The sequence below is a fragment of the Streptomyces sp. NPDC002795 genome (genome assembly GCF_042888725.1).
Taxonomy (GTDB): Bacteria; Actinomycetota; Actinomycetes; order Streptomycetales; family Streptomycetaceae; genus Streptomyces.
Genome location: NZ_JBIAQB010000002.1, coordinates 898,402 through 911,649 on the forward strand (window position 1 = coordinate 898,402; position 13,248 = coordinate 911,649).

12 protein-coding genes and 1 tRNA gene are annotated in these 13,248 nt (G+C 71.4%); 5 read left to right on the forward strand and 8 right to left on the reverse strand.

Annotation, left to right across the window (positions count from 1 at the left end):
- Positions 1-36 precede the first annotated feature (36 nt).
- Positions 37-1,044 carry a zinc-binding dehydrogenase gene (locus ACFYWS_RS08775; RefSeq protein ID WP_389271402.1) on the forward strand — a complete coding sequence of 336 codons (1,008 nt, stop codon included), beginning with the start codon at positions 37-39 and terminating at the stop codon, positions 1,042-1,044.
- Between the two features lie 7 nt (positions 1,045-1,051).
- Here ACFYWS_RS08775 and ACFYWS_RS08780 read toward each other — a convergent pair whose 3' ends face one another.
- The 4 genes from ACFYWS_RS08780 to ACFYWS_RS08795 are packed head-to-tail and all read right to left on the reverse strand — an operon-like array spanning position 1,052 to position 4,221.
- On the reverse strand, positions 1,052-1,978 hold the full coding sequence (locus tag ACFYWS_RS08780) for a GNAT family N-acetyltransferase (protein ID WP_389271405.1): 927 nt from the start codon (positions 1,976-1,978) through the stop codon (positions 1,052-1,054).
- A 38-nt stretch (positions 1,979-2,016) separates the two neighbouring features.
- Positions 2,017-2,493, reverse strand: coding sequence for a GNAT family N-acetyltransferase (locus ACFYWS_RS08785; RefSeq protein ID WP_389271408.1), 477 nt, complete (start codon positions 2,491-2,493; stop codon positions 2,017-2,019).
- A 47-nt stretch (positions 2,494-2,540) separates the two neighbouring features.
- The gene (locus ACFYWS_RS08790) at positions 2,541-3,428 is read right to left on the reverse strand and encodes an aminoglycoside phosphotransferase family protein (protein WP_389271411.1); all 888 of its coding nucleotides are present in this window, start codon (positions 3,426-3,428) and stop codon (positions 2,541-2,543) included.
- 28 nt (positions 3,429-3,456) lie between these two features.
- A complete protein-coding gene (locus ACFYWS_RS08795; protein ID WP_389271414.1) occupies positions 3,457-4,221 on the reverse strand; it encodes a DsbA family protein in 765 nt (254 codons plus the stop codon).
- Positions 4,222-4,338: 117 nt separating this feature from the next.
- Here ACFYWS_RS08795 and ACFYWS_RS08800 point away from each other — a divergent pair, with 117 nt between their 5' ends.
- Positions 4,339-5,736, forward strand: a complete 1,398-nt coding sequence (locus tag ACFYWS_RS08800; protein ID WP_389271417.1) for an NAD(P)/FAD-dependent oxidoreductase — start codon at positions 4,339-4,341, stop codon at positions 5,734-5,736.
- Between the two features lie 53 nt (positions 5,737-5,789).
- On the opposite strand, the gene ACFYWS_RS08805 is transcribed toward ACFYWS_RS08800, so the two are convergent.
- Positions 5,790-5,863, reverse strand: a tRNA-Thr gene (locus tag ACFYWS_RS08805).
- Positions 5,864-6,088: 225 nt separating this feature from the next.
- Here ACFYWS_RS08805 and ACFYWS_RS08810 point away from each other — a divergent pair.
- The 3 genes from ACFYWS_RS08810 (at position 6,089) to ACFYWS_RS08820 (ending at position 8,737) form a co-directional block, all read left to right on the forward strand.
- Entirely contained in the window at positions 6,089-7,225 is a 1,137-nt protein-coding gene (locus ACFYWS_RS08810) for an ABC transporter ATP-binding protein (protein ID WP_389271420.1), read from the forward strand.
- Between the two features lie 199 nt (positions 7,226-7,424).
- Positions 7,425-7,883, forward strand: coding sequence for a hypothetical protein (locus tag ACFYWS_RS08815; protein ID WP_389271423.1), 459 nt, complete (start codon positions 7,425-7,427; stop codon positions 7,881-7,883).
- 98 nt (positions 7,884-7,981) lie between these two features.
- Positions 7,982-8,737 carry an NDP-sugar synthase gene (locus ACFYWS_RS08820; RefSeq protein ID WP_389271426.1) on the forward strand — a complete coding sequence of 252 codons (756 nt, stop codon included), beginning with the start codon at positions 7,982-7,984 and terminating at the stop codon, positions 8,735-8,737.
- 81 nt (positions 8,738-8,818) lie between these two features.
- On the opposite strand, the gene ACFYWS_RS08825 is transcribed toward ACFYWS_RS08820, so the two are convergent.
- From ACFYWS_RS08825 to cysS, 3 genes are all read right to left on the reverse strand, one after another.
- Entirely contained in the window at positions 8,819-10,471 is a 1,653-nt protein-coding gene (locus ACFYWS_RS08825) for a DoxX family protein (protein WP_389271829.1), read from the reverse strand.
- 262 nt (positions 10,472-10,733) lie between these two features.
- A complete protein-coding gene (rlmB, locus tag ACFYWS_RS08830) occupies positions 10,734-11,684 on the reverse strand; it encodes a 23S rRNA (guanosine(2251)-2'-O)-methyltransferase RlmB (RefSeq protein ID WP_389271429.1) in 951 nt (316 codons plus the stop codon).
- 95 nt (positions 11,685-11,779) lie between these two features.
- The gene (gene cysS / locus ACFYWS_RS08835) at positions 11,780-13,177 is read right to left on the reverse strand and encodes a cysteine--tRNA ligase (protein ID WP_389271432.1); all 1,398 of its coding nucleotides are present in this window, start codon (positions 13,175-13,177) and stop codon (positions 11,780-11,782) included.
- Between the last annotated feature and the right edge of the window lie 71 nt (positions 13,178-13,248).

The window sequence follows — 13,248 nt, forward strand, 5'->3', positions numbered from 1 at the left end:
GCGCAGGTCATCGCATACCGCCCACCAGGAGCTGTCATGCACGCCATCGGCCTGCACGCCTTCGGCCCCGCCGAGAACCTCACGTACGAGAAGACCGAGGACCCCGAGCCGGGTCCCGGGCAGGTGCGGATCGCGGTCGAGGCCGCGGGCGTGCACCTGCTGGACACCGCCATCCGCACCGGCGTACAGGGTCCGCTGCCCGCCCTCCCCGAGCTGCCCACCGTCCCCGGCCGCGAGGTCGCGGGCACCGTCGAGTCGCTCGGCCGGGACACCGACCCCGCCTGGCTCGGCAAGAAGGTCGTCGCCCACCTCGGCATGGTCCCCGGCGGCTACGCCGAGCTCGCCGTCACGGACGCGGACCGCCTCCACGAACTCCCGGCGACCCTGGACCCGGCGGGCGCCGTCGCCATGATCGGCACGGGCCGCACGGCGCTCGGCATCCTGAACTTCACCACCGTCACCCCCGACACCGTCGCCCTCGTCCCCGCCGCCGCTGGCGGCATCGGCACGCTCCTCGTGCAGTACGTGAAGCACGCGGGCGGCACCGTGATCGGCCTGGCGGGCGGCCCGGCGAAGACAGCCGCGGTCGAAAAGAACGGCGCCGATCTCGCCCTCGACTACAACGACCCCGACTGGCCCGACGCGGCACGCGCGTTCCTCGGCGGCCGGGACGCCACCGTCCTCTTCGACGGAGTCGGCGGCCCGACGACCGCGCGCGCCCTCGACCTCCTGGGCCCCGGCGGGCACCACCTCATCTTCGGCTGGTCCGCCCAGGGCATCGGTTCCGACGAGGGCCCGCACCTCCTCGACGACGCCGAACTCGCCCGCCGCGGCCTCACTCAGGAACAGGTCCTCGGCCCTCCGATGATGCGCAAGGCCGGCGGCGACAACCCCCTGCGCACCCTCGAACTCGCCGCGCTCGACCACGCGGCCCGCGGCGTCCTCACCCCCGCCGTCCACCGCTTCCCGCTCGCCGACGCGGCCGCCGCACACCATGCCCTGGAGACGCGCGGCACGACGGGCAAGGTGGTCCTGGAGCCGTGAGCCGGGCCTATGAGGTGGGGCGCAGCCGCTTCTCGAACCAATGGTGCGCGTACGGCTCGTCGTTGAAGGCCGCGACCTCCTCGAACCCGTACGCGCGATACAGCCCGATGGCCTCGCTCAGCGCCTTGTTGGTGTCCAGGCGCAGCAGTTCGGCGCCGTGCCGGGCGGCCCGCGCCTCCAGCTCCGCCAGGAAGCGGCGGGCGAGACCGAGGCCCCTGACCCGCGGCGCCACCCACATGCGCTTCACCTCGGCCGCGCCTCCCGGCGGAAGCTTGAGACCGGCACAGCCGACGGGCTCCCCGTGCAGTCGCGCCACGACGAACTGCCCATGCGGCGGCCGGAGTTCACCAGCGTCGGGCAGCAGGCTCCGCGCCGGATCGAAGCCCGTGTCGAACCGCTCCTGGAGCTCGGCGAAGTAGCCGCGCAGGCACAGCTCCGCGTCGGGGTGGTCCGGGGCGACCTCGTCCAGCGTGACCGTGCCGGCCGTGAGCAGCCGGTCCACCTCCGCCATGGCGGCGACCAGGCGCCCGCGCTGGGCCGGGCTCAGCGGGGCGAGCAGCGAGCCCGCGGCCTCGTCGCTGCGCCGGTCGAGCACGGCCCACTCGCCGCGCCCCCGCTCCGTGAGCCGCACGGTACGCACCCGCCGGTCCCGCTCCAGCGGCTCCACCACCACGAGCCCGTCCGCCTCCAGGGCGCGCAGCAACCGGCTGACGTACCCAGAGTCGAGCCCGAGCCGCTCCCGCAACTTCCGTACATCGAGCGGCGCTTCGGCCTCGCCGATCTCCCAGAGCAGCCGTGCCTGCCCGTAGGCCCGCTCGGTGCCGTGGAACCGCTCCTGGAGCACGCCGACGCGCTCGCTGACGACGCGATTGAACCGCCGTACCTGCGCGACGTCTCCGACGCCGCCGCCGTCCTCACCCTCACTCTCACGCATTCTCTGACCGTAGTCAGGTAATGCATCCTCGCGCCACCCTAGGAGGCACCCACCGCCTTCAGCGCCTCATCCGTCAGCCGGTACACCGTCCACTCGTCCTGCGGCCGCGCGCCCATCGCCTCGTAGAAATCGATCGACGGGGTGTTCCAGTTCAGCACCGACCACTCCAGGCGCTCGTAGCCCCGCTCCACACAGACCCGCGCCAGCTCCGTGAGCAGCGCCTTGCCGTGGCCACCACCGCGCGCCGATGGGCGTACGTACAGGTCCTCCAGGTAGATGCCGTGCACACCGCGCCACGTAGAGAAATTCAGGAACCACAGCGCGAAACCGACCGGCTCCCCGGTCTCCGCGTCCTCCGCGATGTGCGCGTACGCCGCCGGGCGCTCGCCGAACAGCGCCTCACGCAGTTGCTCCTCGCTCGCCCGCGCCTCGTGCAGCGCCTTCTCGTAGTCGGCGAGCTCGCGGACCATGGCGTGGATGACGGGGACGTCGGCGGAGGTGGCGGTACGAATCATGGCGGCAGACTAATGCGCGCCACTGACAGACAGCCGCCCCGGGCTTCCTAACTCCCCAGAGGCGCGCGCAGCCGGCGCGCGATCTCCAGGTCCACCGCGCCGAGTTCCCGCCCGTCCTCGATGTCCCACAGCGCGTTCTGCAGCACCCGGCCGAGCGTCCACGCCCGCGCCCGCTCCCGGTCGAGCCCGAGGGCCCCGCTCATCGCGTCGAACCGCCACATCGTCTCCTGCGGCTCGTAGCGGTTGTTCAGCGCGGGCCACAGGTCGAACCCGGGGTCGCCCGCCAGCGGCTTCGGGTCGATCGCGAGCCACGGTTCACGCCCGGCCGCGAGGACGTTGTCGAAGTGCAGGTCCCAGTGCAGCAGCCGGTCCCCGGCCTCGTCCGCGACCTCCCGCACCGCGGCCGCGCAGTCGGCGAGCAGCGCGCGCTCGGCGGGGTCCGCCACCCGGCGCAGCGCGTCCGGGGCGTCCGCGAGCATCCGCGCGGCGATGCCGGAGAGCCGCCGCATGCCCTCCGGGGCAGGCCCCGCCGTCAGTCGCGCGAGCAGCTCGGCGATCACCAGAACCGCCGTGCGCGAGTCCTCCACAGCGCTCAACATCCGGGCGGAGTCGAGCCGTTCGAGCAGCATCGTGCCCGTCCCGTCGTCGTACGCGAGCAGCCGCACGGCACCGTCGCCGTCCCACACCCGCAGCGCGACCGGCTCCCCCTCGGTCTCCTCGTCGAGCACCTGGAACTTGAGGGCCGCCGGCCGCCCGCCACCCACCACGGGCACGACGAGCGCGGCCACCCCGTGCATCAGCGGCCCGTCGACCGTCAACTCCCAGCGCTCCAGGAACTCCTCCACGCGCGCGGGCAGCGCCGCGACGAACGCGCGGCCCGCCTCCCCCGCGTACGCGCGCTGCGACTCCACCAGGCCTACGGGAACATCGATCACGCGGCCGACCCTAAAGCCGCGGCCAACGTCAGTCGACGGGAACGCCCGCGTCCTTGAGCACCTTCTCGAAGGCGTCCTCGTCGTACATCGCCTTCTCCGGTGTCACCTTGTCGCCGTCCACGTAGACCGTGGGCGTGCCCTCGATGCCGTCGGCGCGGAACTTCTTCATCGCCGCGTTCACGAAGTCCTGGTACTTCATGTCCTTCACGGCCCCGTCGAACGCGGAGGAGCGCAGCCCGTCGACCGTGTTGGCGATCTTCAGCAGAAAGTCGCTCGTGTACGCGTCCGTGGTCTCGTCGGCGGGCTGGTTCGCGAAGACGGCGGAGTGGTAGACGGGGAACTTCCCGGCCTCGACGGAGGCACGCAGCGCGTTGGCGCCCTTCACCGAGCCGCGGCCGCCCAGATTCTCGTCGAGGAACGAGGCGATGACGTACTCGACCTTCACGTCACCGTCGGCCACAGGGCCTGTCAGCGCCTCGGCGCCGCCCTGCTCGAACTTCTTGCAGTACGGGCAGCGCGGGTCCTCGTACACCTTGACCGTGTGCGGGGCCTTCGCGTCGCCCACGACGATCACGTCGTCGCCGTCCATGCGCGCGTCGAGGCGTGCCAGGTCGTCGGCGTCCTCGGCCGGCTTCACGGAGGGGGTGGCCGGGGCGGACACGGATGCCGAGGTGGTCTCGCCGCCGTCACCGCCGCCACCCTCACCACAGGCCGTCGCCGCCGCCCCGAGCAGGACGACCGCCACCGCCACGGCCCGCAGCCGCCGCCCCGAACCCTTCGCTCCCACGTTCACGATCCGGCTCCCACTCACCGTGCGCTCGTCCAGCGATCGCCCCACAGGCGACATATGCCACGAAACCATCACCTCCCCCCTCCCGCATTCCGTCGCCGCCCAGTAACGTCCCGCGCCATGAGCAATGGCACGATCAACGGCGGCATATCGTTCTGGTACGCGGACGACGGCATCCCCCTCACCCGCGACCCCCTGCCCGGCGACGCGAACACCGACGTCGTCATCGTCGGCGGCGGCTACACGGGCCTGTGGACGGCGTACTACCTGAAGAAGGCCGCCCCCTTCCTGCGGATCACGGTCCTGGAACAGAAGTTCTGCGGCTACGGAGCATCGGGCCGCAACGGCGGCTGGCTCTACAACGGCATCGCGGGCCGCGACCGCTATGCCGAACTCCACGGCCACGACGCCGCGGTCCGCCTCCAGCAGGCCATGAACGAGACCGTCACCGAGGTCATCGACGTGGCCCGCACCGAGTCCATCGACGCGGACATCCACCACGGCGGCGTACTCGAAGTCGCCTACACCCCCGCCCAGTTGGCGCGCCTCAAGTCCTTCCACGAAACAGAACTCACCTACGGTGAGAAGGACCGCACCCTGCACGGCGCCCGCGAGACCGCCGACCGCGTCCGCGTCGCGGGCGCCGTCGGCTCGACCTGGACCCCGCACGGCGCCCGCCTGCACCCGGTGAAGCTCCTCAAGGGCCTGGCAGCGGCGGTCGAAGCCCTCGGCGTCACGATCCACGAGTCGACCCCCGTCACGGAGATCAAGCCCAAGCACGCCATCACGCCCTACGGCACCGTCCGCGCCCCGTACATCCTGCGCTGCACGGAAGGCTTCACCGCCTCCCTCAAGGGCCAGCGCCGCACCTGGCTCCCCATGAACTCCTCCATGATCGCCACGGAGCCGTTGTCGGCGTCGCAATGGGAGTCGATCGGCTGGGAGGGCCGCGAAACCCTCGGCGACATGGCCCACGCCTACATGTACGCCCAGCGCACGGCGGACGACCGCATCGCACTCGGCGGCCGCGGCGTCCCCTACCGCTACGCCTCCCGCACCGACAACGACGGCCGCACCCAGCCCAAGACCATCGAGGCGCTGTACGAGATCCTGACCCGCTTCTTCCCCCAGCTCAGCGGCGTCCGGGTCGACCACGCCTGGTCCGGCGTCCTCGGCGTCCCCCGCGACTGGTGCGCCACCGTCACCCTGGACCGCTCGACGGGCCTCGGCTGGGCCGGCGGCTACGTAGGCTCCGGCGTGGCCACGACGAACCTGGCCGCCCGCACCCTCCGCGACCTCGTCCAACAGGACTCCGGCCAGTCGGGCCCCACCGACCTCACCACCCTCCCCTGGGCCAACCACAAGGTCCGCAAATGGGAGCCGGAACCCTTCCGCTGGCTCGGCGTCCACGGCATGTACGCCACGTACTACGCCGCGGACCGCCGCGAACTGACCACGCACGCGGCGGACTCGTCCCGCCTGGCGAAGTTCGCGGACCGCATCGCCGGCCGCCACTGACCGAACCACACAACAAAAAGCCCAGGTCACACACGGTGACCTGGGCCTTGCCGAGCCCCCTGTCGGATTCGAACCGACGACCTACGCATTACAAGTGCGTTGCTCTGGCCATCTGAGCTAAGGAGGCAGCCCGAGCAGTGTAACCAACCTCGGCCGTGCACCCATCGAAAATTTCCTCGAAGGTCACGTGCTCCCGGGTACTGACAAACCCACTGCCCGCCGCTTAAAGTCCGAGCAGTTCACTCGCGTGGACTACACCAGTGCTACACCGCCGTGGCACCGCCATGGCGGCTCACCTTCTTTACAACGGATCGTCCGGCACGTTCCTGCCGGTGAAGGGGGCTTCACAGCCATGGCTTCTGTCACGTTCGACAAGGCGACCCGTGTGTATCCCGGGTCCACCAAGCCCGCGGTCGACGGCCTGGACATCGAGATCGAGGACGGCGAGTTCCTCGTCCTCGTCGGCCCGTCCGGCTGCGGCAAGTCGACCTCCCTGCGGATGCTCGCGGGTCTCGAGGACGTCAACGGCGGTGCGATCCGCATCGGCGAGCGCGAGGTCACGCACCTGCCACCGAAGGACCGGGACATCGCCATGGTGTTCCAGAACTACGCGCTCTACCCGCACATGTCCGTCGCCGACAACATGGGCTTCGCCCTGAAGATCGCCGGTGTGAACAAGGCGGAGATCCGCACGAAGGTCGAAGAGGCCGCGAAGATCCTCGACCTCACCGAGTACCTGGACCGCAAGCCGAAGGCCCTCTCCGGTGGTCAGCGCCAGCGTGTGGCGATGGGCCGCGCGATCGTGCGTGAGCCGCAGGTGTTCCTCATGGACGAGCCGCTGTCGAACCTCGACGCCAAGCTCCGCGTCAGCACCCGTACGCAGATCGCGTCGCTCCAGCGCCGCCTCGGCATCACCACCGTCTACGTCACCCACGACCAGGTCGAGGCCATGACGATGGGCGACCGTGTGGCGGTCCTCAAGGACGGTCTGCTGCAGCAGGTCGACACCCCGCGCAACATGTACGACCGCCCGGCCAACCTCTTCGTCGCCGGCTTCATCGGCTCCCCGGCCATGAACCTGGTCGAGGTCCCGATCACCGACGGCGGCGTGAAGTTCGGCAACTCGGTCGTCCCGGTCAGCCGCGAGGCGCTGAAGGCCGCCTCCGACAAGGGTGACCGCACGGTCCACGTCGGCGTCCGCCCCGAGCACTTCGACATCGTCGAGACGAACGGCGAGGCCGTGAAGTCCCTCGCCAAGGACGTCTCGGACGCCCCGGCCGGCCTCGCCGTCTCCGTGAACGTGGTCGAGGAGCTCGGCGCCGACGGCTACGTCTACGGCTCCGCCGAGGTCGGCGGCGAGCACAAGGACCTGGTCGTCCGCGTGAACGGCCGCCAGGTTCCCGAGAAGGGCGCCCAGCTGCACGTCGTGCCGCGCGCCGGTGAGAGCCACGTGTTCTCGTCCTCCACGGGCGAGCGCCTCTCCGACTGACGCCGCACAACCGACCACGAGGGCCCCGCACTTCGGTGCGGGGCCCTCGCGCGTTCACTCACCATTGTCGACAAATACCCCGGCAACCCGGGCATTTGGCCCTGCTTCGTCAACACGTATGCAACAAAACCCCTTTGTTCGTCCCTCATCAGAGTGACCAAATGTCGCCAAATCATCACCGAGCGCTACGCTCACTCGCGTGACGCACTCTGCCAACTACACCCAGAAGTCGCGCCGAGCTCGGGGCCGGGGCCCCGCCCGCCGCGCCGCCCGTACGCTCGCCTTCGTCCTGCCGGTGATGCTGGTGCTCTCCGGGACGCTCGCGGTCACCCGAGTCGACTGGTCCGGGAACTCCTCGGATTCGGTTCTCACGGCCTCCTCACAGGACGTCTCCAAGCGCGCCAAGTCGCGCGCGCCCCAGGACGTGCTGCGCGACCGCCTCCTCCTCGAACTCCAGGAGGAGAACCCCGGTGTTGCACTCAGCCACCTTCAGCAGGAGATCGACAGCCGACCCTCGCTCGCCCGGCACTGCATGGCGATCGCGAAGGCCCTCGGTCGCGCCGCCGTGGAGACCTACGGGCCCGCACGCGCGCAGTCGTTCGCCCGCCCCGTCTGTGACACCTCGTTCGCCTCGGGTGTGGCCGGCTTCCGGGCCTGAGCACCGGACCGGCCCCGAGCCGCGAACCGGTCCCGAGCCGCGCTCGACCGCCGAGCCGCTGGCGTCCACGCGGGTCGTGCGCACGTACAGTTCCGGTCATGACGACCGCTGAACCGTCCGCGCACGGCCCGCATCTGTACCCCCACCGCCCCACCCAGGCCGTGATCCTGGCGGGCGGTCAGGGCTCGCGGCTGCGCCCGTACACCGACGACCGTCCCAAGCCGATGGTGGAGATCCCCGGCACGGGCACGCCGATCATCGGCCATCAGCTGAACTGGCTCGCCGAGGAGGGCGTCACCGACGCCGTCGTCTCCTGCGGTCATCTCGCCGAGGTGCTCCAGGAGTGGCTCGACCAGGCGGAGTTGCCGCTGCGGGTCACGACCGTCGTCGAGAAGGAGCCGCTCGGCCGCGGCGGCGGCCTGAAGTTCGCCGCCGCGCATCTGCCCCACCAGGAAAAGCCCTGGTACGCCACGAACGGCGACATCTGGACGCGGTTCTCGCTGCGCGAGATGGCCGACTTCCACCATGAGCGGGAGGCGACCGCGACCCTCGCGCTGGCCCGCCCGCGCATCCCGTGGGGCGCCGTGGAGACGGACGCGTTCGGCCACATCACCGACTTCATCGAGGCGCCGCCGTCCCCGTATCTGATCAACGCGGGCGTGTACGTCTTCTCCGCCGGGTTCGCCTCGCTGCTGCCGGACCTCGGGGACCACGAGCGCGCCACGTTCCCGCGCCTGGCGCGCGGCAAGCGGCTGGCCGGCTTCCAGCTCCCGCAGGGCGCGTACTGGCGGGCGATCGACACGGCGAAGGACCTCACGGAGGCTGCGAAGGAACTTGCCGCACAGGGCCGTTGAGCGACCTGTTCCTTCCCGTACGCCGATGGGCCCCGCACGTGGATCGTGCGGGGCCCATCGGCGTACGGGAAGAAGAGCGCGTCACTCGCCCAGCAGTCCGCCCACCAGGCCCGGCTTCTGGCTGTCCTGGCCGCCGGACGAGGTACCGCCCGAGCTCGGCGAGCCGCCCGTGCTCTCCGGCGGCTGCTGTTGCTGCGGCGCCGACTCCTGGGGCGGGGCCTGGCCCGCGGTGGTGCCCTGGGTCGGCGTCGTCGTGGTGCCGCTCGTGGCGCCCGTGTCCGTGCCCGCGGTCGCGCCGGCGGAGGTGGGAGACCCGGACGGGCTCGCCGTGGTGCCCTGCGTCGGGGCGTTCGATGACGAGGCCGAGGGGCTCCTGGTGTGCTGGCGCTGCGGGGCGCTGCTGCCGGGCTCGGAGGGGAGCGGGGAGCCGGGCACCTCGTTGCGGGGCGCGTCGCCGGGGCCCGGGGCGGTGACCCGGTCGGCGTCGCGGACGGCGCCGCCGAGCACCGAGCCGATGAGCAGCGTGCCACCGATGACGAAGGTCGCGACGACGACGCCGCGGCGCAGGACGTAGCTGCGCAGGTCCCACAGCGCGGCGCGCGGTCCGAGCCGCCGCCAGGCGCCGCCCGCGAGCCGCCCGTCGATGGAGTACACGGGGGCACCGGCGATGATCAGCGGGGACCAGGCCGCGAGGTAGATGATGTCGGGCGCGTCGTACGCGGGGACGGTCTTCCAGCTGACGGTGACGAGCAGCGCCGCGGAGAGCAGCGCGCCGACACTGGCGGCGATCCGCTGCCACAGGCCGAGGACCGTGAGCACGCCGACGATGACCTGGAGGAAGGCGATCACGAGGCCCGCGCCGACCGGGTGCTGGAGCGCCCAGTCGCGGAGCGGTTCGGCGAGGGCCCAGGGGTGCAGCGAGTGCAGCCACTTGACCATCGAGCCGCGCTCTCCGCCGTTGAAGTAGACGGGGTCGCAGAGCTTGCCCATGCCGGCGTAGATGGAGATGAAGCCCAGGAAGACGCGCAGCGGGAGCAGCACGACGCCGAGGTTCATCCGGCGGCCGGGATAGTAGGCGTGCCGGACGGGTCCGTAGCGGCGGGCGGCGGTGCTCTCGTCGGCACCGCCGTCCTGCGAACCGATCCGCACATCGAACTCGTCGTCCTCGTACGGGACTTGCTCGAGCTCGCCGGTCTCTTCGAAGGCGCTGCCGGACTGGCGCATGCGCGGCAGGATCCGCGTGGGCTGGTCCGTCCCGCCCGGCCAGGGGCCGACGGTGGGCGTCTGCTGGGTGGGCTCGCCCGTGGGCGAGTCGCGGTAGAGGCCGAGGTCGTCGGCGAAGTCGCGCTCGTCGACGCGCGGGATGACCTGCGTGGCGGCGCCCTCGTCCGGTTCGCCGGAGCGGCGCGCGCCCTGGAGGAGCCCGCTGGTGTCGAGGCCTCCCCCGTTCATGACGACGGGGCGGCGCCGCCTGGCGCCTGGCGTCCCTGCGGCGGTGATGACGGGAATGCGGGTGGTCGCCGCGTCGGCTCCGGCCACGCCCGTGGCGCTCAAGTGCCGTGAGATGCGCGGGAGTTGCGACTGCTGCGCCGTGGGGAGCTGCACGCGGAAACTCGCGTGGTTGACGATGACCTGCGCCGGATCGCACGGAACCTTCACCATGCTCAGCGCGGGACCTTCGTCGAATCCCGACGTGCGGTCACCCGAGGGTGTGCGGGGCGTTCTGGTGTCCACACTCATCTAACCGAGTGATGTGTGTTTAGGACACTGCCTCCGCCCCACCGAAATGTCCGGGCCCCGTCAAGGATCCAGGGCCTGTCGTGTGGATCAGGCCGGATCAGGGAGCGGGGCCAGGTGCGTGCGATCGCAAGGCGGAGGAGGGAGGCGACGCGGAGCGTCGTCGACCGACGACAACGCCGCGAGCGTGCGTGCCGGGCCCCGCGAGCCCGGCCTGATCCACACGACAGGCCCTAGGGGCCCGGACAGCGGGTGCGGATCAGGCGCGGCGGCGGGCCGCCTCGTACAGCACGACGCCCGCGGCGACGCCGGCGTTCAGCGACTCGGCGCCGCCCGGCATCGGGATCCGGACGCGGTAGTCGCAGGTCTCGCCGACGAGGCGGGACAGGCCCTTGCCCTCGCTGCCGACGACGATGACGACGGGGCCGCCGAGGGCCTTCAGGTCGCCCACGGTGTGCTCGCCGTCGGCGGCGAGGCCGACCACGGCGATGCCCGCCTTCTTGTACTGCTCCAGGGTGCGGGTCAGGTTCGTGGCGCGGGCGACCGGCGTGCGCGCCGCGGTACCGGCGGACGTCTTCCACGCGCCCGCCGTCATCCCGGCCGCGCGCCGCTCGGGCACGACGACGCCGTGGCCGCCGAAGGCGGAGACGGAGCGGACGACGGCGCCGAGGTTGCGCGGGTCGGTGACCCCGTCGAGCGCGACGATCAGCGGGTCCTGGCCCTCGTCGTACGCGGCGGCGGCGAGGTCCTCCGGGAACGCGTACTCGTACGGCGGGACCTGGAGGACGAGGCCCTGGTGGTTGAGCCCGTTCGTCATGCGGTCGAGCTCGGGGCGCGGGGCCTCCATGAGGTGGATCCCGCCGCGCTCACCGGCGACCTGAAGGGCCTCGCGCACCCGCTCGTCGTTGTCGATGAACTGCTGCACGTACAGCGTCGTGGCGGGCACGCCGCCGCGCAGCGCCTCGACGACCGGGTTGCGGCCGACGACCATCTCGGAGGTCGACTTGGAGCGCGGACCGCCGGTGCGGCTGGTCGGGCGGCCCTGGGAGCGCTTGGCCTTCGCGTTGGCGGCACGCTGCTTGGCGTGCCCCTTGCGGGCCTCTGCGGGCGGCGTGGGGCCCTTGCCCTCGAGGCCGCGGCGCCGATTGCCACCGCTGCCTACCTGCGCGCCCTTCTTGCCGGACATGCGGCGGTTGCTGTTGGCGGCCATGACCTACCTGTCTCTTACGTCTACGGGTGTGTGCGTACGTCTATGAAGTGTGCCGCCCGGAACGCCGGGTGGCACATTTGGCTGCTCAGCCGCTGTCAGCCGAGCGTCCAGCGCGGCCCCGAAGGGCTGTCCTCGATGGTCAGACCGGACTGCTTGAGGCGGTCACGGATGGCGTCGGCGGTGGCCCAGTCCTTGCGGGCGCGGGCCGCCTCGCGCTGCTCCAGCAGGAGCCGTACGAGGTGGTCGACGACGCCGTGCAGGTCCTCGCCGCCGGCGTCGCTCGCGGCGGCCCACTGCTCGTCGAGCGGGTCGAGGCCGAGGACGCCGAGCATCGCGCGCACCTCGGCGAGGCGGGCGACGGCGGCTTCCTTGTCGTCGGCGGCGAGGGCGGAGTTCCCCTGCCGCACCGCGGTGTGCACGATGGCGAGCGCCTGCGGGACGCCCAGGTCGTCGTCCATCGCCTCGGCGAAGGCGGGCGGCACCTCGGCCGAGGCCGCGACCGTGCCACCGGCCAGCTCGCTCGCCCGCTGCATGAAGCCCTCGATCCGGGCGAACGCCGACTCGGCCTCGCGCAGCGCGTCCTCGCTGTACTCGATGGTGGAGCGGTAGTGCGGGGTGCCCAGGTAGTAGCGGAGCACGATGGGCCGCCAGTGCTTGACCATCTCGGCGACCAGCACGCTGTTGCCCAGCGACTTCGACATCTTCTCGCCGGACATGGTGACCCACGAGTTGTGCACCCAGTACGTCGCGAAGTCGTCACCGAAGGCCTTGGCCTGCGCGATCTCGTTCTCGTGGTGCGGGAAGATCAGGTCGATCCCGCCCCCGTGGATGTCGAAGGCGGAGCCCAGGTACTTGTGGGCCATCGCCGAGCACTCCAGGTGCCAGCCGGGACGGCCCCGGCCCCACGGCGTCTCCCAGCTGGGCTCGCCGGGCTTGGCGGCCTTCCACATGGCGAAGTCGCGGGGGTCCCGCTTGCCGGTCTCGCCCTCGCCGGAGGGCTGCAGCAGATTGTCGAGCTCCTGGTTGGACAGCTCCAGGTAGCCGGGGAAGGACCTGACGTCGAAGTAGACGTTCCCGTCGGCCTCGTACGCGTGCCCGCGCTCGATGAGCCCGCGCATCATCTCGACCATCTCGGTCACGTGCCCGGTGGCACGCGGCTCGTAGGTCGGGGGCAGGCAACCGAGCGCGGTGTACGCGTCGTTGAACGCCCGCTCGTTCTCGTACCCGATCGACCACCAGGGCCGGTCCTGCTCCCCGGCCTTCTTGATGATCTTGTCGTCGATGTCCGTCACATTGCGCACGAACGTGACGTCGTAGCCGCGGTACGCGAACCAGCGGCGCATGATGTCGAAGTTGAGCCCCGACCGGATGTGCCCGATGTGCGGGGCCGCCTGCACCGTGGCGCCACAGAGGTAGATCGAGACACAGCCCGGGATGAGCGGGGCGAAGTCACGGATCTGCCGGGCGCTGGTGTCGTACAGGCGAATAGTCACCCCTCCAGGGTAGTAGGCCCGGAGGTGTGCCATGGCCTCCGGCGGTTTACCGGGTTGTCGGCCGGGGCCCG

Coding starts and splice junctions, on each gene's coding strand:
- ACFYWS_RS08775 (WP_389271402.1), top strand. CDS start 37: ATGCACGCCATCGGCCTGCACGCCTTCGGCCCCGCCGAGAACCTCACG.
- ACFYWS_RS08780 (WP_389271405.1), bottom strand. CDS start 1,978: ATGCGTGAGAGTGAGGGTGAGGACGGCGGCGGCGTCGGAGACGTCGCG.
- ACFYWS_RS08785 (WP_389271408.1), bottom strand. CDS start 2,493: ATGATTCGTACCGCCACCTCCGCCGACGTCCCCGTCATCCACGCCATG.
- ACFYWS_RS08800 (WP_389271417.1), top strand. CDS start 4,339: ATGAGCAATGGCACGATCAACGGCGGCATATCGTTCTGGTACGCGGAC.
- ACFYWS_RS08810 (WP_389271420.1), top strand. CDS start 6,089: ATGGCTTCTGTCACGTTCGACAAGGCGACCCGTGTGTATCCCGGGTCC.
- ACFYWS_RS08820 (WP_389271426.1), top strand. CDS start 7,982: ATGACGACCGCTGAACCGTCCGCGCACGGCCCGCATCTGTACCCCCAC.
- rlmB (WP_389271429.1), bottom strand. CDS start 11,684: ATGGCCGCCAACAGCAACCGCCGCATGTCCGGCAAGAAGGGCGCGCAG.